This is a genomic window from Marinobacterium sp. YM272 (assembly GCF_050908845.1).
Classification (GTDB): domain Bacteria; phylum Pseudomonadota; class Gammaproteobacteria; order Pseudomonadales; family Balneatricaceae; genus Marinobacterium_D.
Genome location: NZ_CP194171.1, coordinates 4,282,331 through 4,303,412, shown reverse-complemented (window position 1 = coordinate 4,303,412; position 21,082 = coordinate 4,282,331). Strand labels below are relative to the sequence as shown.

Genomic DNA, 21,082 nt, shown 5'->3' with positions numbered 1-21,082 from the left:
GATCTCATGTTGAAGTTCAATCCTCCTTTGCGTGACCTCCAGTTCGTTATTCATGACGTTCTGGATGGTGTGAGCGGGTTAGCTGAGCTTCCTGCTTATGAGGAGTTCGATGCTGAAACCCTCGATGCGATTGCCGATGAGGCGGGACGCTTCGCGTCGGAGCAGTTGCTGTCGGTTAATGAGCAGGCGGACAGGGTTGGATGCAGATGGAATGAGGGGACGGTCTCCATGTCTCCTGGCTTCTCAGAGGCCTGGAACGCCTATCGCGAGCTTGGATGGCCATCGATGTGCGCTCAGCCCTCTGAGGGTGGCCAGGGTTTGCCCAAGCTGGCGTTCAGTGTTGTCAGTGAGTTCCTGTCGGCGAGCAGCCATGCGTTCGTGATGATAGCGACCATTAATCACTGCACCTCGACCTGTCTGCGCAGCTCCGCCACACCTGAGTTGCAGGAGAAATGGATCCCGGCACTGACCAGTGGCGAGGTGCTGTCTTCGATGTGCATCACCGAGCCTCAGGCTGGCTCGGATGTGGGGTTGCTCTCCACCAAGGCTGAGCCCGATGGTCAGGGCACCTATCGCCTGAGTGGATCGAAGATCTTCGCAAGTGGCGCAGAGCACGATCTGACGAAAAATATTGTTCATCTGGTGCTGGCCCGGATTCCCGGGGCGCCGGCGGGAACGCGCGGCTTAAGCCTGTTCCTGGTGCCAAAACTGACCGATGACGGGCAGTCCAATGGCGTCCACTGTGACGGGATCGAGCACAAGATGGGTCTGCACGGCAGCCCGACCTGCTCCTTGCGCTTTGATAACGCCCAGGGATGGCTGGTCGGTGAAGAAAACGCCGGCTTAAAGGCGATGTTCGCCGTGATGAACGAAGCACGTCTGCTGTCAGGTTTGCAGGCTGTGGGCATGAGCGAAACTGCCATGCAGAACGCCTGGGAATATACCCTGGAGCGTCGTCAGGGGCGCTCTCCACAAGGTGAACAGCCCTGCCAGCTGATTGAGCATGTCGATGTTCAGCGCATGTTGCTGACGCAAAAAGCCTGGACCGAAGCGGGACGCTTCCTGTTGCATTGGACGGCTCTGCTGATGGACCAGGCCGAGTCGCATCCCCAGGTTACCAAGCGTGTTGAGGCAGCGGATCTGTTGCCTTTGCTAACCCCCATCGTGAAAGGGTTCCTGTCCGAAAACGCGCAGGAATCCACCTCGCTGGCGCTGCAGCTGTTTGGCGGCCACGGCTATGTCACCGAAACCGGTATTGAGCAACTGACCCGTGACGTCAGGATCACCACGATCTACGAAGGCACGACAACGATTCAGGGGCAGGATCTTCTGATCCGCAAGGTGCTGTCTGATGGTGGGCGTCGTCTCAATCGTCTACAGACCTCGATTCGACTCTGGCTGGACGAGCACAGCGGTCAGGCTCAGCTGTTGGCCTTCTGCAAACCCCTGGCTGAAGTTTCCGAAATGGTCGACCGGGTGACCCGTCAACTGATCGATAGACATACGGCGGATCCGATCTCTGTATTGGGTGCCTGCACCGCTTATCTGCGGCTTATGGGGCACCTGGTATTTGCCTGGGCCTGGGCCCGGATGGCGGCGGTCGCGCTGAGTCAGGGGGACGATGACTGGTACTCACTCAAGGTGGAAACGGCGCGTTTCTACTTCAACCAGTTATTACCGGAAATCAAAGCGTTGGAACTTGCGATCGCGCAGAGCCCGAAAAGTATCGGGCATTTGATGGGCGCATCCAGCAGCACTGAGGAGAAACGCCATGAGTCTTAAGGGACAGGCCTATGTTGTCGGCGCGTTCGAGCACCCGACAAGACACGCGGTCGATAAATCGCTGGGACAGCTGCATGCGGAAGCGGCCCTTGGGGCCCTGGATGATGCCGGGCTCAGCATTGAGGATGTAGACGGTTACTTCTGTGCCGGCGATGTGCCGGGCTGGGAGTCTCCCGGGATTGGCCCCCTGTCGGTGGTCGAATACCTGGGGCTTAAGCTGCGCCACCTGGATACCACCGAATCCTGGGGTTCTGCCTATATCAACCATGTTGAACACGCGGCGAGGGCGATTGCTGCCGGCAAGTGCAGGGTCGCTCTGATCACCCAGGCGGGCAGGCCGCGGGCGGAAAAATTTTCGCCGGCAGCGAGCCATCTGATGCAGGCGCAGACAACGGCGGAGTCCCAGTTTGAGCTGCCCTATGGTCCGGTGGTGACCAACGTGTATGGCATGTGTGCGGCAAGACATATGTACGAGCACGGAACCACCTCTGAACAGCTGGCGTGGATCAAGGTCGCCGCGTCGCACCATGCTCAGCACAACCCCAATGCCGTGCTGCCGAAAGTGGTGACCGTGGAGGATGTGATCGAGTCGCCGATCGTCGCGACTCCGCTGCACCGTCTCGACTGCTGTGTCATCAGCGACGGTGGCGGTGCGCTGGTGCTGGCACACCCCGAGGTGGCCAAGGGACTCAAGCGGCCGCTGATTACGCCAACGGGAGCAGGCTTCACCGTCAAACACCTTAACGGCGGTTACTTCGATATTCTCGCCTCGGGCGCGGTGCAGACTGGTAAAGAAGCGTTTGAACAGGCGGGTGTGACCCCCGGGGATATTCAGTACGCCTCTCTCTATGACAGCTTCACGATCACCGTGCTGGTGCAGCTGGAAAACCTGGGCTTTTGTGAGCCGGGGCAGGGCGGTCGCTTTGTGGCTGATGGCGGCCTCATCTCGGGCGTCGGCAAGCTGCCTTTAAACACCGACGGCGGTGGGCTCTGTAACAACCATCCGGGTAACCGCGGCGGTATGACCAAGTTGATCGAGGCTGTTCGCCAGCTGAGAGGCGAGGCCCATCCTGCTGTTCAGGTGCCCGATTGTCGTCTGGCGCTGGCCCATGGCACCGGCGGACAACTCGGTGCCCGTCACGGCAGCGCAACCCTGATTCTTGAGCGAGAGGACTGATGATGGAAAGTCGTATACCTGCTTCTCCGCAGCCCTGGCCGGAAACCGAGCGTTTTTGGGAAGCCGCCAACCAGGGCCGCTTCATGCTGCAGCGCTGCTGCGATACCGGCAAGGCGTTCTTCTACCCGCGTGCGCACAGCCCCTTCACCGGCCGCAATCACTGTGAGTGGTTCGAGGCCAGTGGTCGGGGCACGCTGTACTCCTTCAGCGTGCTGCCAAAGGCCAGGCCGCCGTACTGCATCGCCTATGTCGAGCTGGAAGAGGGGCCGATCATTCTGACCAATATCGTTGGCGCAGACTTTGATCGCCTGGAGATAGGCCAGCCGGTGAAGGTGACCTTTGTCGACAGTGAAAACGGGCAGAAGGTGCCGATGTTTTCACCGGCCGGCTAAGGCAGCAGATCAGTAGGAAACCCGCCTGAATGGGCATCCAGTGGGTGCTCTCAGGCCGAGTGCGGCCGGAGGTTGGGTTTCCTCTTAACCCCTAACACAGATTTCAAAGGTAAATAACAGAGCGAAAGCGCTGCAAAGCGATCCGTTCCATTCCCCAAGCGTTGGTATAGGGCTTACAGGCCCGGCGTAACCAATAGAAAATTAAAATAAGAAGGACGTAACCATGCTGATTAAAAAAACGACTCAAGGTCTAATGCTGGCTTTGGCCCTTACTACAGGGTTTACCCAGGCAGCCGAGGCCCGGGACCTGAGGTTGGCGCCAGGAGTGGTGCAGTTTCACCCCGGCTATAACCCCCTCTATACCGAGTTTCAGACCCAGTTGCCGAAGCAGTCCGGTGGCAAGCTGAGTGGCAGAATGCTGGGTGTCGAGGCGGTATCGATTAGCGGGATGCGCACCGGCCTCAGCAGCGGACTTGTGGATGTGGGTCCCTTCCTGCCCGCCTATTTTCCAGCGGATCTGCCGGAGATGAACCTAGTCGGTGACCTGGCGTTTCTCGGGGACGATCCTCAGGCCATGGGTGCCGCGATGACCGAGTACATCGTCACCTGCGGCGACTGCCAGAACGAACTGCGTAAGCTTGGCATAACCTATACCAGCTCCTACTCATCCAACATCTATCACGTGCTCAGCACCAAACCGATTAAGGATAAGGCGGACCTGAAAGGGATGCGCCTGCGCGTCGGCGGACCACAGTTTTCACGCTGGGTCGAAGCCATGGGTGCTACGCCGGTGAGCACGCCAGTGACCGAGACTTTCGAGGCGCTGTCCCAGGGAGTTATCGACGGCACGGTGACCTCATCTGCCGATATCGTTTCCTTCCGTCTGGACGATACGGTGGGCTACATCTCTTCGATTAACCTGGGTACCTATCACTCCGTTATTACCCATGCTGTTAACGCCAAGACCTGGAAGTCACTCAGTGCCGATGAGCGTAAGGCGATTGCTGTTTCGTCGACCCTGAGTGGCGCACTGGCCACGGATCGCTGGACCGAGATCTCCGCAGAGGCCGAGAAGAAGGATGTGGAGATTATCGAGCCAAGCGCTGAGCTGGTTGAAGCCACCAACGCTTTTGTCGAATCGGACCTGGGTGTCGCCGCCGCGCAGGCCGGCGAGCGCTACGGCATTGAACATGCCGCGGAGAAGATTGCCCGTTTCCAGAAGCTTGTGGACAAGTGGCACAGCATCTCCGAAGAGGTAGAGGGTGATTCGGCGATGATGGCTCAGGCGGTCAACAGGGAAGTTTGGGACAAGGTCGATTTCTCAACCTACGGGATCTGAGATCGCGCCTGAAATTGGCGGGTCCTGCACCTGGGCTCGCCACTTCCCGATATTGGCCAGACAGGAAGAATAATATGAGCCTTTTAGTGAAACTGGCGGACCGCTCCTCGGTCTGCCTGGCGTTGCTCGGCACCCTGGGTATCCTGGCGATGATGCTGCACATCGTGCTCGATGTGGTACTGCGGGCGACGCTATCCGTATCCATACCTTCAACGCTAGAACTGGTAACGCGTTACTACATGGTCACGCTGGCGCTGCTGCCCCTGGCATGGGTGGAGTGGCGCAAGCAGATGATCTTCGTCGAATCGCTCAGCGGAATGTTCGGCAAACGTCTGACTCGTTGGCTGGATGCTCTGGTGGCATTAGTGTCGGCTGGGATCTATCTGGTTCTGGTGGTCGCCACCTGGAACAAGGCGGTGGAGCAGTACGAGATCGGCGCCTACGTCATGTCACTGGACTTCCCGATGCCGGTCTGGCCCACCTATTTTGTTCTACCGCTCGCCTTTGCATTGGCCGCGCTGGTCTCCCTGGTGCGAGTCCCTCTGATCATCACTAAAAACGAAAATTACGACCGGGTATGAGGCAGTATTATGGGTGTTGAAATTGGCTTGTATGGACTCCTTCTGCTGCTGGTGCTGCTGGCGCTGCGTGTGCCCGTTGCGCTGTCGCTGATCCTGGTATCCCTGGGGGGCGCCAGTCTGATGTTCGGCACGGATACGGCGATCAGTTTGCTGGCCGCAAAACCCTATGAATTTGTCGCCAAGTGGACCCTCAGTGCGGTACCGATGTTCCTGCTGATGGGGTTTGTCTGTTATCACTCCGGGCTTACATCCGGACTATTTAATGCCGCCAAGGTAGTTTTTCGCTGGCTGCCGGGAGGTCTAGCGATCTCCAGTATCTTCGCCAGTTCCGGCTTTGCTGCGGTGTGTGGCTCCAGCGTCGCCTGCGCAGCGGCGATGGGGCGGATAGCGATCCCTGAAATGGTTCGAAGCGGGTACAAGCCCAGCTTTGCCTGCGGCACCATTGCTGCTGGCGGGACCATCGGAGCTCTGATTCCGCCGAGTATCCTGATGATCGTTTACGGTGTATTCGCCCAAGTCTCGATTACCCAGGTGTTCCTTGGCGGTATTACTATCGGCCTGCTGACGGCAGTCAGCTATAGCTTGATCGTGCTCGCAGTCAGCTGGTTGCGACCGGATATCGCACCGCGTAAAGCGGAGGATGTTTCCCATTACTCTGTGGCCCGGGCTCTGATTGAGATCTGGCCGGTTATCGTGCTGGGCGTACTGGTATTCGGTGGTCTGTTCAGCGGCCTGTTTACCGCCACAGAGGCGGGCGCTGTGGGAGCGATGGGGTCAATCCTTATTTCTCTGGCGCTGCGCAGATTGGATATGCCCAAGGCGAAAAAGGCATTCCTGGAGACTCTTTCGACCACCGCATCGCTGATGATTATTGGTATCGGTGCCAGCATGTTTACCGTGTTCCTGAGCCTCAGTGGTGTGGCGGCATACATTTCCACGGCGGTTACGGGCTGGAGTCTCTCCTACCTGGAACTGATGCTGATCGTGGTACTGATCTACCTGCTCCTGGGGCTGTTTATGGAGCCGTTCGGCGCCATGCTGGTGACTCTGCCGATCTTCCTGCCGGTATTCGAGCTCTATGACCTGAGCCTGATCTGGTTTGGTGTATTGCTGGTCAAACTGCTGGAGATCGGCATGATCACGCCGCCGGTGGGGATGAATATCTTTGTCATCCGCAGTGTCGCCAGTGAGTATGCCTCACTGATGGATATTTTCCGGGGCGTGGCTATCTTCCTTATAGCCGACCTGGCCGTTGTGGCACTGGTCATTCTTTTCCCCGAGATCGTCATGTTCCTCGGCGGCAGCTGATAGCCCCTTTTCTCTCTGAGTCCCCTTTGGTCCCTTTTTTGAGGCTGCACTCTGCAGTCTCAAAAGGGGAGCTTTTTTTGAAACAGCTTTTAGGTATGGATCATATGAAAGTACTTGTTTCCGTAAAACGCGTCATCGACTACAACGTCAAGGTACGCGTCAAGGCCGATAACTCCGACGTGGATCTGGCCAACGTCAAAATGGCACTCAACCCGTTCTGCGAGATCGCGGTTGAAGAGGCGATCCGCCTGAAAGAGGCCGGTGTGGCCTCCGAGGTCATCGTGGTTTCCATCGGCCCGAAAGCGGTACAGGAACAGCTGCGCACCGCCATGGCCCTGGGTGCCGACCGTGCCATCCAGGTTGAGACCGATGACCTGCCCGAGCCGCTCAACGTGGCCAAACTGCTGGCAAAAGTGGTTGAAGCGGAAGAGCCAGGCCTGGTTATTCTCGGCAAGCAGTCCATCGATTCCGACAACAACCAGGTAGGCCAGATGCTGGCCGCCCTGACCGGTCGTCCCCAGGGTACCTTCGCCTCTGAAGTGAAAATCGACGGCGATAAGGCTCAGGTGACCCGCGAAGTGGATGGCGGTCTGCGTACCGTTTCCCTGGACCTGCCGGCCATCGTTACCACCGACCTGCGCCTCAACGAGCCGCGCTACGCCAAGCTGCCGGACATCATGAAAGCCAAGCGCAAGCCGCTGGATGTGAAGACCCCGGCGGACCTGGGTGTTGAGCTCAAGCAGCATATTTCTCAGCTGAAGGTGGAAACACCGGCCCAGCGTGAAGCGGGCATCAAGGTGGACAGCGTGGATGCGCTGATCGACAAGCTGAAAAACGAAGCCAAGGTCATTTAAGGAGGCTGGGATGAGCATTTTACTGATTGCTGAACACGACAACAGCGCACTCAACCCGGCGACCCTGAGTGCCGTCACCGCCGCCAGCCAGATCGGTGGCGACATCACCCTTCTGGTGGCAGGTAACGGCTGCCAGGCCGTGGCCGATGAAGCCGCCAAGGTTGCAGGTGTATCCAAGGTCCTGCTGGCCGATAACGCCGCCTACGAAAAAGGCCTGGCGGAAAACCTCAGCGCCCTGGTCGTGGAACTGGCCTCCGGCTACAGCCACATCGTTGCAGCGGCCAGCAGCACCAGCAAAGACGCCATGCCGCGCGTCGCTGCCCTGCTGGATGTGGGCCAGCTCAGCGAGATCATCGCCGTTGAGTCTGCCGATACCTTCAAGCGCCCGATCTATGCCGGTAACGCCATCGCCACGGTTCAGTCCCAGGACGCCATCAAGGTGATCACCGTACGTACCTCGGCGTTCGACAAGGCCGCTGCCGAAGGTGGCAGTGCCAGCGTTGAAGCCGTGGGCACCGCCTGCGATGCCGGTACCTCCAGCTTTGTCAGCGAAGAGATGGTCAAATCGGATCGTCCGGACCTGGCGGCCGCAGGCGTGGTGATCTCTGGTGGTCGCGGTATGGGCAATGGTGAAAACTTCGCCCTGCTGGAAAAAGTGGCCGACAAACTCGGCGCCGCCATCGGTGCCTCACGTGCCGCGGTGGATGCGGGTTTTGTCAGCAACGATCTGCAGGTCGGTCAGACCGGCAAGATCGTAGCGCCTGAGCTGTACATCGCCGTGGGTATCTCCGGTGCGATCCAGCACCTGGCCGGTATGAAAGAGTCCAAGGTGATCGTGGCGATCAACAAGGACGAAGAAGCGCCGATCTTCCAGGTGGCCGATTACGGTCTGGTAGGTGATCTGTTCGAGATCCTGCCGGAGCTGGAAGCGAAGCTCTAAACAGGGTCTACCGCTTGGAGAAACACACTATAACTATCCGAATCGGTGATCAGATCAGGGGAGTCAAATGAGGCTTGGGATATCGGGAGGCTGAGATACAAGGCGGGGTAACGGCATACTGGCAACCTCTGAAACGAATAACAGAGCCGCCTGTCTCTGGAAACAGGTTGGCAGGAGTCTGTTCCTCCTGCCAACCTGTAGAGAGGTTTACTCAGTCGGGCAGCTTGCGCTCAGCTCCAGCGCGCGGGCGTAGACCTCGCGGCCAGGCAGGCCTTTCTCTTCCAGGGAAGCCAGATAGCTTTCGGTGGCTTCATCCAGTACTGGTTTCCAGGCCGGGTTTTCGGCGCCGCCTTCAACGGTGTAGATCTCGTCACCTTTATCGATCGCCTGCTGACGGCCGATTTCATCGGATTGGTCGTAGTTGACGCCGGCGATCTTCGCCCAGGCCTGGCCAGAAGCGCGGTCGATGACCTGCTTCAGATCATCCGGCAGACCGTTGTAGACATCCTTGTTCATGGTGGCGATGAACGACAGGGAGTACAGACCACCCACTTCGGTGTGGTAGGGGGTCAGTTCGTTCAGGCGGAAGGAGAGCTGGCCTTCCCAGGGGAACATGATGCCGTTGATTACACCACGCTGGGCAGACTGATAGGTTTCCGGAGCCGGCATGCCGACCGGCTGGGCGCCCAAGCGGGACAGCATGTCGCCAACCACGGTGGTCGGGCGGCGGATACGCATACCTTCCAGGTCTTCCGGCACTTTTACCAGCTTGTCGGTGCTGTGCAGGTGGCCCTGACCGTGAGTGAAGAAGAACAGCGGGTGAGTATCCTGATACTCGGAGTCGATCAGGCCTTCGTCATACAGACTCTGGAGTATGCAAGAGCCCTGCACCGCGGTTTTGACCACGCCCGGCAGTTCCACTACCTGGGTTAGCGGGAAACGGTTGGCGGAGTAGCCCTGGACGGTAGCGGTCACGTCCATGATGCGGTTGGTAACCGCGTCGTACTGAGCCGGCGGTTTGGCCAGGGTACCCGACGGATAGATCTCTACCGCGATGCGGCCATCGGATTCTTTCTGTACCTGGTCAGCCCAGGGCTGGAAGATGTTTTTGTGGGTGCCAGCCACGGCAGGCCAGATGTGGCCGAAACGCAGGGTAACGTCGGCGGCCTGAACCTGGACAGCGCCCAGGGTCATTGTAGCGGTGGTGGCGATGGCGGCAGCAAGCTGTGTCAGTTTCATTAGATGATCCTGTTTATTGTTATAGCGCCCTACTCAAAAGCTGTGAGTGATCAGGCGTTGTTGTTATGGTTTTTTATGGGGTTGGTTGGTTTTTATGCACTGGTTATAAGCCCTTGGTTTTAAGGCAAGGGTGCTTAAGGATGCATGAACAAGTTCATCGCTTCCTCAGATATCCAGCACCAGGCGTTTGCTTTTGGCACGCGAGCAGCAAGGCGCGAACTCCTCGTTGCTGGCGTGCTCCGCGGGTGTCATGAACACGTCACGGTGGTCCGGTTCTCCTTCGAGCAGGCGCACGGCACAGGTGCCGCAGACGCCCTCTTCGCAGGAGAAGGGTACATCCATATCCTTGTCCAACAGCACTTCGAGCACCGACTTGTCGGCCGGTATCTCGATCACCTCACCGCTGCTGGCGAGCTGCACTTCAAAGGCGCCATCATCATCATGATTGATCGCCTCGGCGGCAAAGTATTCGCGATGCAGCTGGCTGTCCTCCCAGCCGGCGGCCCGAGCCGTTTCCAGGACATGGTCCATAAACGGGTTGGGGCCACAGACGTACAGGTGAGTGCCGGGCTTGGGTGAGCCCAGCAGTGCGGCGGCATCCATGCGGGTAGAGGGCTCGTCACGGCTGTGATGAAAACTCACCCGGTCGGCAAAGTCCGATTGCTGAATGCGCTGGCGGAAGGCGGTCTGGTCCGCGTTGCGGGTGCAGTAGTGCATCTCGAACGAGGCGCCCTGATGGGCCAGACGCTCTGCCATGCAGAGAATCGGCGTCACGCCGATACCGCCGGCGATCAGCAGATGATGCTCGGCACTGTGCTCCAGCGGAAACAGGTTGCGCGGCTCGCTGATCTGCAGCGCATCGCCCTCATTCACCTGGTCGTGCACGGCGGCGGAGCCACCCCGGGATTCGGGATCGCGCAGCACACCGATCTCGTAGCGGTGGCTTTCGCTTGGGTGGTTGCAGAGGGAATACTGGCGTACCAGCCCGCCTGGCAGATGCAGCTCGATGTGGGCTCCGGCACTGAACGGCGGCAAGGCGGCGCCATCCGGTCGGGCCAGTTCAAGCAGGCAGATATCGTCGGTTTCGTAGCTTTTGCTGACGACGTTTACATCTATCACGGCACTGTCTCCTGTCCCGACACGCGGGCGAGCTTTTTTCTAATTATAAATAGCTGATACCGGCTGCCAGGGTCAGGGGCTGACGCTGGCGATCTTGCTGTTCTGCTGCTCTTTTTCCAGCAGCTTGTCGATGATGCGGCGTGCCTGAACGCCCCCGGAATCGATATCGAGTTTGAGCAGGTTACGTTCGGGGAACTCGAGGATGTTGCGCTGCTGGCGCTCCAGCATCTCCAGGTCTTCGCCGAAGATCTGGCCCTGGCCCTCGCGGATCTGGTCGGTCAGCGCTTCATCTGTCGGCTTGAAGTGGCGCGCCATGCCCCAGAAGTACCAGTGACTGGTCTCGGTTTCCGGGGTGATAAAGTCGACCACGATGCTGTTGGCTTTGTGCTGCGGATCGGCGTCATAGCCACCATTGCCGGCCAGCGCTACGCCAACCTCGATCATCACATGGCTGGGCGGATTGAAACGGCAGATCTGCCAGCGGTCCACGTCGGCATCAGGGTCCAGACCGTTGGCTTTGAGTGCAGCCTGCCAGAAGGGTGGTGCCTTGATGTTTTCCATATGGCGGACGGTCTGCACCTCGCCATCGACCACCTTGGTTTTGACCGGCGCTTCGTCGATCTCTTTCTGACCGATGCTGGTGGAGTGGACGTAGGTCTCATGGGTCAGGTCCATGAGGTTGTCGATCATCAGCTTGTAATCGCATTTGATGTGGTAGAGACCGCCACCGTAGGCCCAGTCGTCGCTGACTGCCCACTCCAGGTGGGGGATATCGTCGGGGTTGGCCAGGCTGGCGTCGCCGGTCCAGACCCAGACAAAGCCGTAGCGCTCTTCAACGGGGAAGCTCTTGATGCAGGGGAAGCCACCTACGCGCTGTTTCGGCATGGAGATAGTCTTGCCGTCCGCGCCCATTTTCAGGCCGTGGTAGCCGCAGACAAGGCCGCCATCTTCAACATAACCCAGGGAGAGCGGGGCGCCCCGGTGGGGGCAGAAATCCTCGACGGCGCCTACTTTTCCGTCTGTGTTGCGGTAAAACGCAATACGTTCACCACAGATCTGTCGGCCGAGCGGTTTCTCGGCGAATTCATCGGGTGTACAGGCCACGTACCAGCAGTTCTTGGTGAACATGACGGACTCCTTCGATTGGTGCTTCTTGTATTTATGTATCCAACAGGAACCTATATTGCCTTATTTAACGCAGAAAAGGCCAGAATGGATCCATAGTATTTAAGTATTAGATAAAAGTTTTTCGGTTATGCGGATTATCTTGGGTTATTGGATCCAATGGCATCTTTTCTGGCTGCAGTAACGATAGTCCAGAATCCGCGTATTGGGCAGAAAAAAGCCGGACTCAAAGGTCCGGCTGGAAAACTGCGCCCCGGAGGAACGGGGATAGGGAAGATTGTTAACTAATGCTGGGGAGTCTCAGTTCATCATCGTGTTCGGCAGCAGTAGGGCGATCTGCGGAAAGGCAACCAGCAGAACCACGGCCAGAATCATCACCAGCCAGAACGGTATGATGCCGGAGAAGATATCCTGCAGGCGGATATCCGGAGCCACCGATTTAACAATAAACACGTTGATACCTACTGGCGGACTTATCAGCCCCATCTCCAGCGCCAGTACCACTACGACACCAAACCAGATCGGATCGAAGCCTAGGTTCGTGATTACCGGGAAGAAGATCGGCATGGTCAACACCAGCATGGAGAAGCCTTCCAGGAAACAACCCAGTACCACGTAGCAGGCCAGGATCAGGCAGAGGATCAGAATCGGGCTTACATCCAGCCCGGTGAGGAAATGACCCAGGTTCTGCGGGATATGACTCAGCGCCAGGAATGGGTTCAGCAGGTGAGCGGCGATCAGGATAATCATCACCGTGGAGGTGGTGGTCAGTGTGCTCTGTGCCGCACGCCAGGTCGCTTTCATAGTCAGCTTGCGCATGGCGACACCGAAAACGATGGCAAGGCCCGCGCCCACGGCAGCCGCCTCTACCGGGGAGAAAATACCGGTGTAGATACCGCCGATGGTCAGCAGGATGATCATCAGGATCGGTACAGCGCCCAGCAGCCCGTCGCCTTTCTCGCGCCAGCTGGTTTTAGGGCCGGCCGGTGCGCTCTCTGGCTTGAGGTAGGACTGTACAAAAATCCACGCGATAAACAGCAGGCAGAGCAGTATCCCCGGCAATACACCGGCCAGGAACAGGCGGCCGATCGACTGCTCGGTGAGGATGGCGTAGATCACAAAGCCGGTGGAAGGCGGAATCAGAATACCCAGGGTGCCGCCTGCCGCGACGGCGCCGGCCGACAGCTTGGGCGAATAGTTGAAGCGGCGCATCTCCGCCAGGGAAACCTTGCCCATGGTCAGCGCGGATGCCACGGATGAACCGCAAAGGGCAGCAAAACCAGCGCAACCGATGACCGTGGCAGAGGCCAGGCCGCCGCGGACGGAGCCGATCAGCGCATAGGCGGCATCATAGAGTTTACGGCTCATGCCGGTTTCGGTGGCGATATTACCCATCAGGATAAACAGCGGGACCACGATAAGATCGGCATTGGATGCCAGGGTAAAGCTTTCGCTGGCCAGTACACTCATGGCGGAGGTGCTGCTGTCCAGAATGGTGATGCCGACCAGACCGACAACGGCGATGGCGAATGCCACCGGGATGCGCAGCATCATCAGCAGCAGTAACGCCAGGATGCCCAGAGCGCCAATGATTTCACTACTCATTCGTTTACCTCACGGGCGACAAACAGGGATAGCAGGTGGTTGATCGACTTCAACAGTAGACTCAGGGCGGTCAGCAAAGAAAAGCCAGCCAGTGCGTACTGAAAGGGCGCCTTTTCCAAACCAAGAATATTGGTGCTCAGGCCCAGCATCTGTGAGATCTCGGCGGCTTCGATGACGGTGTAACCGATCGCTGCGAACAGCGCAGCGCCGGCCAGATGGCCGATGATATCGAGAACACGGTTCATCAGCGGCGGAAACATTCTCTCGAACAGATCCACGGCGATAAAGCCACTGTTCTTTTCGCAGTAGGCCATGCCGCCGAAGACGATCAACACCATCGCCATCTGTGTCAGGTCCTGAGAACCGGAGAGCGGGCTACCGAAGAAACGGCCGATCACATCCACCAGGATGGTCACCAGCACCAGTAGCAGCACTGCGGTGGAGAAAATGCTGGACAGGCTGATAAGCCTGTCCGTCAGAACGATCAAGGGTCTTGTGAGCGTTGCCATAGATTCGATTATCCGGGCTTATTGCTTGAGCATGGCGTCGAGTACGGCTTTACCGCCATCGATCTCTTCCAGGCTCTTTTCGACAAACGGCTCGGCGATAGCGCTGAACGCTGCGATCTGCTCTTCTGTCAGGTCGACAACGGTAGAGTCGGTATCGGCTCGCAGTCGGTCCATGGTTTCAACGGCCAACTTATTCCAGGCCATCTCGCCGCTTTTAGAAAGCTCTCTGCCACTGCTGGCGTCGATAGCCGCTTTCTGCTCGTCGGAGAGGCTGTCGTATTTTTTCTGGTTCATTACCAGGTAGAACATGATATGTCCCAGCGGGGCGCCGACAGTATAAGTGGTGGCCACCTCATCCAGTTTGAAGTCGTTGATCGCGCTGGCCCCTGTTGCGACACCGTCAATCAGGCCGGTCTGCAGAGAGTTGTAGATTTCGCCGGCGCTCATCTGTACCGGAGTAGCACCGTAGGCTTCGATCAGCTTGCCGGTCATGGCGCCGGATACGCGGATCTTCAGCCCCTCGAGATCTTCAGGTGAACGGATCTCCTTGTCTTTCATGATCAGTACGTTGGGTTCGCTGACCCAGAGCGCCAGTGGCTTGGTGCCGGGGAATTCGCTTTTCAGCTGGCTGTCGTAGGCGTTCCAGAGCATATCGTAGCCACTGGTGCCTTCCGGAATCACGCCGGGCAGTTCCACGACCATCGATTTTTTGAACTGGGACGAGGTATAGCCGGACAGGCCCCAGGTGATATCGGCTACGCCCTGCAGCGCACGCACGTACTGTTCCATTGGGCCACTTCCCAGTTCGCCGCCCGGGTACACCTTAATGGTCAGATCACCGTTTGTTTTGTTCTCAACCTGTTCCTTCAATGGATCGATAATCGATTTGTTGAGTACATGGGTGGTGGATACAAAGTGGGCCAGCTTCAGTTCTTCAGCGGCCTGGCCGATGTTGGCGGTCAGCAGCGCGGCGCTGGATGCGAGGCAGAGAAGGGCTTTACGCAGAGATAGGTCCATCGGGATGGCTCCTGTGTTTTTGTTGTTTTCAGGACTTTGGAAGCGATGAATGGGGCTAGTCGGTCAGGTGGCCTGTTAAGGAACCTTTCGCTGCCTTGGCCCATTCGTGGCTTTAGTTCTACTTTCGAGCCTACTCTCTGGAGGTTAGCAATAACCAATGCAAAAACACCGATCGGGCATACGTTTTTCCTATTTGTTGTGTGCAGGTCGCGGTTAATAAGAAAAATGAATGGCGCTGATGGGGAAAACTATTGGTCTGCTGGCCTAGTGCGGTGCCAGTATGGAACCAATGAAATCCGGCCCGCACGATGGGCTAAAGAGATGAACAAGACGAGGGTTGGGAATGCTTCCTCAGATGATGTTGCTGCCGGGTCTGATGTGCGATGACGCGGTCTGGACAGAGCAGGTAAAGGCGCTGGTGCCGATGATTGATTGCCAGATTGCCGATTATGGCATGGCCGAAACTATCGGTGAGATGGCGGATCGGGTGCTAGCGAACGCACCGCAGCGTTTTGTGCTCGCCGGGCACTCCATGGGTGGGCGTGTGGCGCTTGAGGTGTGCCGCAAGGCGCCGGAGCGAGTCACTCACCTGATCCTGATGGATACCGGCTACAAGCCCCGTGCCGCAGGCGAGGCAGGTGATAAAGAGCAGGCCGGGCGTTTTGCGCTGCTGAACAAGGCCCGGGAAGAGGGAATGCGCGTCATGGGCCAGCAGTGGGTCCAGGGCATGGTGCATCCCGACCGTCTTGATGACAAAGCGCTCATCGAAGATATTCTGGCGATGATCGAGCGCAAGACGCCGGAGATCTTCGCCGCCCAGATCAATGCGCTGTTGAACCGCCCGGACGCCACGCCGGTGCTGGAGTCACTGACCTGCCCAACCCTGCTGCTGTGCGGGCGTCAGGACAGCTGGAGCCCACTGGAACGGCACGAGGAGATGGCCGAGTTGGTGGCGAACGCTCAGCTTGGTGCCATTGAGGATGCGGGCCATATGAGCACCATGGAGCGGCCGGATGAGGTGTCGGCGGCGATCAAGCAGTGGCTGGAGGCTGAGCTATGAGCGATCTGGATCTTCTGCAGCAGCTCAAGATCGAGCGCGATCTGACCCGGCTGGTGCTGGATGCCGCGCACTTTGCCGACAGTCGGGAGTTCCGGCAACTGGCGGAGCTTTTTGTAACAGAGGGGGTTCTGTACCGCCCCACCGCACCGGATAAACCGCTGCAGGGGCGAGAGGCGATCTTTGAATCCTACAACGCGCGCCCCGAGCATCGGCTAACGCGCCATCTTTGCAGCAACTTCCGTATCGATATCGAAAGCGCCGAGCGTGCCCGGGTTCGCTGTTATGCCCAGGTGTTTGGTGCCGACAAGCGCGAAGATGCCGGGGATCACCTTGGCCCACCCGCCGAGGCGAGGATCATGGTGGGCGAGTTCGATGACCTCTGTGTGTTCGAAGCTGGCCGCTGGTTGATCGCCGAGCGCCGGGCCAGTTTTACCCTGCATCAAACCCTGTAAACGCAGACTTCTAACGGGTTTAGAAAGTAACGCGTTTCAGCTTCGGAGCAATCCTAATGTCAGTAGACCAGGACCGCTGGGGCATACCCGGCACGTACGTGTTCGACCTGAATTTATCCCGCAAGGGATATGCCGTGAACAAAATGTGTAACTCGCTGCGCTATGCCGAAAACCGCGAGGCTTATCTCGCCGACGAAGAGGCGTACATGGCGCGCTACAACCTGTCAGAGGAGCAGAAGCAGGCGATTCGCGATCGTGATTGGCTGCAGCTGACCCGTCTGGGCGGCAATCTGTTCTTTTTCCTTAAGCTGGGCGCGACTGTCGGCCATGGGCTCTACCCCATCGGCGCACAGATGCGCGGTGAGAGCTACGAGGATTTTCTTAAAACACGAAATGTACCGGAGGCCACCTGATGGCGAAGATAGTTGCAGGTATCGGCTCCTCCCATGTGCCCTCTATAGGCCGGGCCTACGATCAGAAAAAACAGGCGGATCCGGCCTGGCAGCCGCTGTTCGATGGCTATGAGCCGGTCAAACGCTGGCTGGAAGAAGAGGTCAAAGCCGATGTGGTGATCCTGGTCTACAACGACCATGGCACCGAGTTCTTCCTAGACCGTTACCCGACCTTTGCCATGGGCGTGGCGGACAGCTACCAGGTGGCCGATGAAGGCTACGGCAAGCGGCCGCTGCCGGAATTCCCCGGCGATGCGAACTTCTCCGAGCACCTGGCCAATTCACTGGTGGGCGATGAATTCGATATGACCCTGTGCCAGGAGATGGCGCTGGACCACGGTTTTCTTACCGCCATGCCGCTGCTCTGGGAGCCGGGCGAAGACGAATGGCCGGTAAAAGTGGTGCCACTGCTGGTGAACGTGATCCAGCATCCGCTGCCCACCGGACAGCGCTGCTTCAAGCTCGGCCAGGCGCTACGCCGTGCCGTGGAGTCCTACCCTGAGGATCTGCGCGTGGCGATTGTCGGTACCGGCGGGCTTTCCCATCAGCTCAATGGCGAACGTTTCGGCCTGATCAACGAAGAGTGGGACCAGGCCTGGCTGCAGAATATCCAGGACGATCCCAAGGCGCTGGCTTCGTTGTCCCATAAAGAGGTGATGACCGCCGCGGGTGCCGAGGGCGGTGAGGTGATCATGTGGCTGGTGATGCGCGGTGCGATGACCGAGCAGGTGAAAGAGGTTCACCGTTTCTACTACGCACCGATGACCACCGGCATGGCCGTGCTTGCTTTGGAAAACGAGGGCAATACCCCGGCATAGCCGTGAATCTGCCGAAGTAAGAAATCATACATAGCAGGGTGTTGAAAAGCGTTATCGAGGCAGCCGAGGCAAGGAAAAAACAGGCGAAAAAGCGCAGTTTAGTCGTCTAAATGAGCATTTTGAGCCTGTTTTTGACGCGGCATTCGGCAACGCAGATAGCTTTGCGACGTCCTGTTAATGGAAGTGGCGTTTATCGCCACCGGTCAGGCTCAAGTTACTGCCGATATCGGCCAGAATCTGGCACAGGGTGTTCAGCGGTTGGGACGGCTTACTGTCGTTCCGGATCAGCATGCCGATCTCGCGCCGGCTACCTTTAAGTGGCACCGGCAGCAGCGTCAGTTGACCGCCGTGGACCTCGAAATGAACCTGGTGCGGTGACATCAGGGTGAGTCGATCGCTGTCGAGCAGCAGGGAACGAATCGTGATCAGGTTGCCCGCTTCGATGCCGATCTCCGGTGCTTCGAGGCCGGCATCGTGGAACTCCTTCTCAAAACAGCGGCGCGCTGGCGTGCCCTGACGCGGCGCGATCCAGTTGGCGTTCCGCAGGGCTCTCAGCGTCAGATCGTCGCGGCGGGCCAGCGGATGATCATGGCGGGCGACCACGGCCAGACGATCCTCATAGAGAGCCGTCTGGGTGATCTCTGGGTAAACCGGGGTCTCGCGCAGGGCGCCGACCAGAATATCGATCTCGCCGTTACGCAGGGCGGTGATCAGGGATTCGTAGGTGCCATCAATAAGCGTGGCTTTGACGCCCGGCATCTCCCGGGTCAGGCGATCCAGGGCGCGGGGAACCAGTAGCGAGCTGGACATGGGCAGCGCACCGATCACCAGGTGCCCGCGTCCATTATCCTGCCAGGCGTGCAGATCCTGGGAGATCAGGCAAAGTTCGCGCAGCGCTACCTTGGCGTGGTGGATCAACAGCGCGCCACATTGGGTGGGGCGCATCCCCTGCTGGGTGCGCAAAAAAACGGCAACACCCAGCTGACGTTCCAGATCACGCAGGTTGCTGCTGATGGCTGGTTGGGTCAGGTTCAGGTGTTGTGCGGCCAGGGGTTCTACCTGGAAATCGGCCAGCGCGACCAGCACCGTGAGTTGTCGGTAGGAAAGGCGTTGTGCCAGGCGTTCGAAGTTGCCTTCGGGTTCCAGCGCGGCGAGCCCAGCCTCTGCATCGGTCAGGTGGCCCAATGCCCGGCGCAGGCGGCGCACCACGATCTCGCCGATCTCGGTGCAGATCATGCCGCTGTGGTGGCGCTGGAACAGCTCGACACCGAGGGATGATTCCAGTTCGCGAACGGCACGGGTCACCGAAGGCTGAGACAGGTGCAGAGCTTCGGCGGCACGCATAACGCCGCCGATGTCGGCGACGGTGACCACGGCGCGCAGACGGCGCATGTTGGGCTTGAAGTCGGGGTTTGTGCTCGGAGTGGACTGCATGAGGCGCCTCCGGGAGGCTGATTGTTATATTTATTGATCTGGATCAAAGCCTAATCGATCATGGTTGGAATCAAAACATCTTAATCGCGCATTTATTGAGCGCAAAATGGAATTAATAACTAAAGATACGGTCCTTAAACAGGCGCTTTTGCCAGCACACTGACCGAAGCCGAGGGGCTCCTTATGGATATGATCACCAATCTGCGTACCTTTCTGGCGGTGGCCAATCATGGCAGCTTCGCCTCTGCCGCGCGGCACCTGCATGTGGTGCCCTCGGTGGTGGCGAAGCGGATCGCGCAGCTGGAAAAGTCCGTGGGCTCGCGATTGTTCGAGCGCTCCACCCGCACCATTACTATTACCGATGCGGGCCAGAGGCTGCTGCCGCGGGTGCGGCATTCGCTGATGGAGTTCGAGGAGCTGCTCAAGGATGCCCGGCGCGATGACGGCAAGCTGGAAGGGCATCTTCGCTTGATGTTGCCAACGACGCTGTCGATGGCGCACCTGTCGAATGCCATCGTCGAGTTCATGAAGGTGCATGACCGCATCACGGTGGAAACTGTGCTGGCGGATCGCTCGGTGAGCCCGCTGGAGGAGGATGTGGATATCATGGTCAGTGGCCGTCTAGCTCACTACGACGGCGTCAGCCAGGTGCCGCTGGCGCCCACCAATGTGCTGCTCTGCGCGTCACCTGAATACCTGGCAAAGGCGCTGCCCATCAATCACCCCAGCGATCTGGTGGATCACACCTGCCTGACCTTTAGCCCACAAGGCACCACCTGGGCGTTTGAGTCCGAGCGCGGCCCGCTGTACGTGGATGTGCAGACGCGACTGTCATCGGATGACAACCACACTCTCTGCAGGGGTGTTGAGCGTGGGCTGGGGATTTCGGTGTTGCCGCGTTATATCGCCCACAAGGGGTTGGAGTCTGGAAATATCGTGCCGTTGCTGGAGCACTTTCCGCCCCAGGATCGCTGGTATAAAGCCTATATACCGCGGCGTAAGGAACGTCTTGCCCGGGTCGAAGCGATGTGTGAGTGGCTCAGGCTGGCGATCGAGCAACTCAACGCCCAGGGCGCCTGCAACCCGATCTTCGATCACTGTGATTAACAGTGAAAAACAGAAAAGCTAGGGGTAATAGTCCTGTAAACGAGGCTTCCAGGCTGGTTTGCTATCAAGGCGGACTTTTGTAGGCATAGTGGGGCAGTCCAACACAGATGCATGGTCGAAAAAGTCCAACACCGAGAGCAGGCCAGCCTGGCAGTCTCATCCGCGGGTGTCTTTGACGTTTTCCATCACCACAAACGTACTGGTCTGAAGCACATGGGGCAGGGCGGAGATCTGCTCGCCCAATACTGCCCGGTACTCCTCCATGTTGCGGGTTCTGACCTTAAGCAGGTAGTCGAAGTTACCGGCGATCATGTGACACTCCTCCACCGCTGAGATCTTCCGCGTCGCGGCATTGAACGCTTCCAGCGCGGCGGTGCTGGTGTCGTTAAGCGTCACCTGGGCAAAGGCGATATGGTCCAGCCCCATCTTTTTCTGATCGATCAGTGCGGTGTAGCCGCGGATATAACCCTGCTCCTCCAGCCGCCGCATGCGGATCTGGCAGGGGGTCTTGGATAGCCCCACCTTCGCCGCCAGGCTGGTGACCGTAACTCGGGCATCGAGCTGCAGCTCCGTGATGATGGCCCGGTCGAATTTATCCAGATCGTTCATGGTATTAGCGCAGCCGCTGGTGAAATTGACTATTTACGCTAATTTAACAGGACAAAAGTCATTTTGGTATTTGAATAAAAGTCGATATACCACGTTGATGTTTTCTATATAGGAAAAGTGTATGCGATAGCTTGCGTAGAATGCATCGGCAAGAAAACGTATA

21 protein-coding genes are annotated in these 21,082 nt (G+C 58.3%); 13 read left to right on the top strand and 8 right to left on the bottom strand.

The annotated features are described in order from the left end of the window. Positions 1 to 6: 6 nt before the first annotated feature. The 8 genes from ACQUQP_RS19335 (at position 7) to ACQUQP_RS19300 (ending at position 8,373) form a co-directional block, all read left to right on the top strand. Positions 7 to 1,782: an acyl-CoA dehydrogenase gene (locus ACQUQP_RS19335; protein WP_432696663.1), complete on the top strand. Its 1,776-nt coding sequence runs from the start codon at positions 7 to 9 to the stop codon at positions 1,780 to 1,782. Continuing rightward, positions 1,772 to 2,959, top strand: coding sequence for a thiolase domain-containing protein (locus ACQUQP_RS19330; RefSeq protein ID WP_432696662.1), 1,188 nt, complete (start codon positions 1,772 to 1,774; stop codon positions 2,957 to 2,959). Before ACQUQP_RS19335 ends, ACQUQP_RS19330 begins: the two co-directional genes overlap by 11 nt. Then, on the top strand, positions 2,959 to 3,351 hold the full coding sequence (locus tag ACQUQP_RS19325; protein WP_432696661.1) for a Zn-ribbon domain-containing OB-fold protein: 393 nt from the start codon (positions 2,959 to 2,961) through the stop codon (positions 3,349 to 3,351). Before ACQUQP_RS19330 ends, ACQUQP_RS19325 begins: the two co-directional genes overlap by 1 nt. Before the next feature lie 223 nt (positions 3,352 to 3,574). Continuing rightward, positions 3,575 to 4,690 carry a C4-dicarboxylate TRAP transporter substrate-binding protein gene (locus ACQUQP_RS19320; RefSeq protein WP_432696660.1) on the top strand — a complete coding sequence of 372 codons (1,116 nt, stop codon included), beginning with the start codon at positions 3,575 to 3,577 and terminating at the stop codon, positions 4,688 to 4,690. A 74-nt stretch (positions 4,691 to 4,764) separates the two neighbouring features. Continuing rightward, on the top strand, positions 4,765 to 5,271 hold the full coding sequence (locus ACQUQP_RS19315; RefSeq protein WP_432696659.1) for a TRAP transporter small permease: 507 nt from the start codon (positions 4,765 to 4,767) through the stop codon (positions 5,269 to 5,271). A 9-nt stretch (positions 5,272 to 5,280) separates the two neighbouring features. Next, on the top strand, positions 5,281 to 6,579 hold the full coding sequence (locus ACQUQP_RS19310; protein WP_432696658.1) for a TRAP transporter large permease: 1,299 nt from the start codon (positions 5,281 to 5,283) through the stop codon (positions 6,577 to 6,579). A gap of 104 nt (positions 6,580 to 6,683) precedes the next feature. After that, complete coding sequence (locus tag ACQUQP_RS19305; protein ID WP_432696657.1) at positions 6,684 to 7,433, top strand: electron transfer flavoprotein subunit beta/FixA family protein; 750 nt, start codon at positions 6,684 to 6,686, stop codon at positions 7,431 to 7,433. Positions 7,434 to 7,443: 10 nt separating this feature from the next. Continuing rightward, on the top strand, positions 7,444 to 8,373 hold the full coding sequence (locus ACQUQP_RS19300) for an electron transfer flavoprotein subunit alpha/FixB family protein (RefSeq protein WP_432696656.1): 930 nt from the start codon (positions 7,444 to 7,446) through the stop codon (positions 8,371 to 8,373). Positions 8,374 to 8,580: 207 nt separating this feature from the next. Here the strand turns inward: ACQUQP_RS19300 and ACQUQP_RS19295 are convergent, their stop codons facing one another. The 6 genes from ACQUQP_RS19295 to ACQUQP_RS19270 form a co-directional block, all read right to left on the bottom strand. After that, the gene (locus tag ACQUQP_RS19295) at positions 8,581 to 9,612 is read right to left on the bottom strand and encodes a TRAP transporter substrate-binding protein (RefSeq protein WP_432696655.1); all 1,032 of its coding nucleotides are present in this window, start codon (positions 9,610 to 9,612) and stop codon (positions 8,581 to 8,583) included. Positions 9,613 to 9,777: 165 nt separating this feature from the next. Further along, positions 9,778 to 10,731 (bottom strand): PDR/VanB family oxidoreductase, encoded by a 954-nt coding sequence (locus tag ACQUQP_RS19290; protein ID WP_432696654.1) that lies wholly within the window; start codon positions 10,729 to 10,731, stop codon positions 9,778 to 9,780. A 72-nt stretch (positions 10,732 to 10,803) separates the two neighbouring features. After that, positions 10,804 to 11,859, bottom strand: a complete 1,056-nt coding sequence (locus ACQUQP_RS19285; protein WP_432696653.1) for a Rieske 2Fe-2S domain-containing protein — start codon at positions 11,857 to 11,859, stop codon at positions 10,804 to 10,806. A 297-nt stretch (positions 11,860 to 12,156) separates the two neighbouring features. Beyond that, positions 12,157 to 13,461 carry a TRAP transporter large permease gene (locus ACQUQP_RS19280; protein ID WP_432696652.1) on the bottom strand — a complete coding sequence of 435 codons (1,305 nt, stop codon included), beginning with the start codon at positions 13,459 to 13,461 and terminating at the stop codon, positions 12,157 to 12,159. Beyond that, positions 13,458 to 13,970, bottom strand: coding sequence for a TRAP transporter small permease (locus ACQUQP_RS19275; RefSeq protein ID WP_432696651.1), 513 nt, complete (start codon positions 13,968 to 13,970; stop codon positions 13,458 to 13,460). Before ACQUQP_RS19275 ends, ACQUQP_RS19280 begins: the two co-directional genes overlap by 4 nt. Before the next feature lie 18 nt (positions 13,971 to 13,988). Beyond that, positions 13,989 to 14,987, bottom strand: a complete 999-nt coding sequence (locus tag ACQUQP_RS19270) for a TRAP transporter substrate-binding protein (protein WP_432696650.1) — start codon at positions 14,985 to 14,987, stop codon at positions 13,989 to 13,991. A gap of 343 nt (positions 14,988 to 15,330) precedes the next feature. Here ACQUQP_RS19270 and ACQUQP_RS19265 point away from each other — a divergent pair, with 343 nt between their 5' ends. The 4 genes from ACQUQP_RS19265 to ACQUQP_RS19250 are packed head-to-tail and all read left to right on the top strand — an operon-like array spanning position 15,331 to position 17,769. Then, positions 15,331 to 16,047, top strand: a complete 717-nt coding sequence (locus ACQUQP_RS19265; RefSeq protein ID WP_432696649.1) for an alpha/beta hydrolase — start codon at positions 15,331 to 15,333, stop codon at positions 16,045 to 16,047. Then, positions 16,044 to 16,499: a nuclear transport factor 2 family protein gene (locus tag ACQUQP_RS19260; protein WP_432696648.1), complete on the top strand. Its 456-nt coding sequence runs from the start codon at positions 16,044 to 16,046 to the stop codon at positions 16,497 to 16,499. Before ACQUQP_RS19265 ends, ACQUQP_RS19260 begins: the two co-directional genes overlap by 4 nt. 56 nt (positions 16,500 to 16,555) lie before the next feature. Then, on the top strand, positions 16,556 to 16,912 hold the full coding sequence (locus ACQUQP_RS19255) for a protocatechuate 3,4-dioxygenase (protein ID WP_432696647.1): 357 nt from the start codon (positions 16,556 to 16,558) through the stop codon (positions 16,910 to 16,912). Further along, positions 16,912 to 17,769 (top strand): class III extradiol dioxygenase family protein, encoded by an 858-nt coding sequence (locus tag ACQUQP_RS19250; RefSeq protein ID WP_432696646.1) that lies wholly within the window; start codon positions 16,912 to 16,914, stop codon positions 17,767 to 17,769. Before ACQUQP_RS19255 ends, ACQUQP_RS19250 begins: the two co-directional genes overlap by 1 nt. A 174-nt stretch (positions 17,770 to 17,943) precedes the next feature. Here ACQUQP_RS19250 and ACQUQP_RS19245 read toward each other — a convergent pair whose 3' ends face one another. Further along, the gene (locus ACQUQP_RS19245) at positions 17,944 to 19,203 is read right to left on the bottom strand and encodes a LysR family transcriptional regulator (protein WP_432696645.1); all 1,260 of its coding nucleotides are present in this window, start codon (positions 19,201 to 19,203) and stop codon (positions 17,944 to 17,946) included. A 183-nt stretch (positions 19,204 to 19,386) separates the two neighbouring features. Here ACQUQP_RS19245 and ACQUQP_RS19240 point away from each other — a divergent pair, with 183 nt between their 5' ends. Next, the gene (locus ACQUQP_RS19240; protein WP_432696644.1) at positions 19,387 to 20,310 is read left to right on the top strand and encodes a LysR family transcriptional regulator; all 924 of its coding nucleotides are present in this window, start codon (positions 19,387 to 19,389) and stop codon (positions 20,308 to 20,310) included. Between the two features lie 156 nt (positions 20,311 to 20,466). Here ACQUQP_RS19240 and ACQUQP_RS19235 read toward each other — a convergent pair whose 3' ends face one another. Further along, the gene (locus ACQUQP_RS19235) at positions 20,467 to 20,919 is read right to left on the bottom strand and encodes an Lrp/AsnC family transcriptional regulator (protein ID WP_432696643.1); all 453 of its coding nucleotides are present in this window, start codon (positions 20,917 to 20,919) and stop codon (positions 20,467 to 20,469) included. Positions 20,920 to 21,082: the final 163 nt, after the last annotated feature.

What these genes read in the sequence shown, in the direction of transcription:
- ACQUQP_RS19255 (WP_432696647.1), top strand. Translation starts at nt 16,556, where the DNA reads ATGTCAGTAGACCAGGACCGCTGGGGCATACCCGGCACGTACGTGTTC.
- ACQUQP_RS19335 (WP_432696663.1), top strand. Translation starts at nt 7, where the DNA reads ATGTTGAAGTTCAATCCTCCTTTGCGTGACCTCCAGTTCGTTATTCAT.
- ACQUQP_RS19315 (WP_432696659.1), top strand. Translation starts at nt 4,765, where the DNA reads ATGAGCCTTTTAGTGAAACTGGCGGACCGCTCCTCGGTCTGCCTGGCG.
- ACQUQP_RS19235 (WP_432696643.1), bottom strand. Translation starts at nt 20,919, where the DNA reads ATGAACGATCTGGATAAATTCGACCGGGCCATCATCACGGAGCTGCAG.
- ACQUQP_RS19330 (WP_432696662.1), top strand. Translation starts at nt 1,772, where the DNA reads ATGAGTCTTAAGGGACAGGCCTATGTTGTCGGCGCGTTCGAGCACCCG.
- ACQUQP_RS19275 (WP_432696651.1), bottom strand. Translation starts at nt 13,970, where the DNA reads ATGGCAACGCTCACAAGACCCTTGATCGTTCTGACGGACAGGCTTATC.
- ACQUQP_RS19310 (WP_432696658.1), top strand. Translation starts at nt 5,281, where the DNA reads ATGGGTGTTGAAATTGGCTTGTATGGACTCCTTCTGCTGCTGGTGCTG.
- ACQUQP_RS19250 (WP_432696646.1), top strand. Translation starts at nt 16,912, where the DNA reads ATGGCGAAGATAGTTGCAGGTATCGGCTCCTCCCATGTGCCCTCTATA.
- ACQUQP_RS19265 (WP_432696649.1), top strand. Translation starts at nt 15,331, where the DNA reads ATGCTTCCTCAGATGATGTTGCTGCCGGGTCTGATGTGCGATGACGCG.
- ACQUQP_RS19260 (WP_432696648.1), top strand. Translation starts at nt 16,044, where the DNA reads ATGAGCGATCTGGATCTTCTGCAGCAGCTCAAGATCGAGCGCGATCTG.
- ACQUQP_RS19320 (WP_432696660.1), top strand. Translation starts at nt 3,575, where the DNA reads ATGCTGATTAAAAAAACGACTCAAGGTCTAATGCTGGCTTTGGCCCTT.
- ACQUQP_RS19295 (WP_432696655.1), bottom strand. Translation starts at nt 9,612, where the DNA reads ATGAAACTGACACAGCTTGCTGCCGCCATCGCCACCACCGCTACAATG.
- ACQUQP_RS19270 (WP_432696650.1), bottom strand. Translation starts at nt 14,987, where the DNA reads ATGGACCTATCTCTGCGTAAAGCCCTTCTCTGCCTCGCATCCAGCGCC.
- ACQUQP_RS19245 (WP_432696645.1), bottom strand. Translation starts at nt 19,203, where the DNA reads ATGCAGTCCACTCCGAGCACAAACCCCGACTTCAAGCCCAACATGCGC.
- ACQUQP_RS19280 (WP_432696652.1), bottom strand. Translation starts at nt 13,461, where the DNA reads ATGAGTAGTGAAATCATTGGCGCTCTGGGCATCCTGGCGTTACTGCTG.
- ACQUQP_RS19300 (WP_432696656.1), top strand. Translation starts at nt 7,444, where the DNA reads ATGAGCATTTTACTGATTGCTGAACACGACAACAGCGCACTCAACCCG.
- ACQUQP_RS19240 (WP_432696644.1), top strand. Translation starts at nt 19,387, where the DNA reads ATGGATATGATCACCAATCTGCGTACCTTTCTGGCGGTGGCCAATCAT.
- ACQUQP_RS19325 (WP_432696661.1), top strand. Translation starts at nt 2,959, where the DNA reads ATGATGGAAAGTCGTATACCTGCTTCTCCGCAGCCCTGGCCGGAAACC.
- ACQUQP_RS19285 (WP_432696653.1), bottom strand. Translation starts at nt 11,859, where the DNA reads ATGTTCACCAAGAACTGCTGGTACGTGGCCTGTACACCCGATGAATTC.
- ACQUQP_RS19305 (WP_432696657.1), top strand. Translation starts at nt 6,684, where the DNA reads ATGAAAGTACTTGTTTCCGTAAAACGCGTCATCGACTACAACGTCAAG.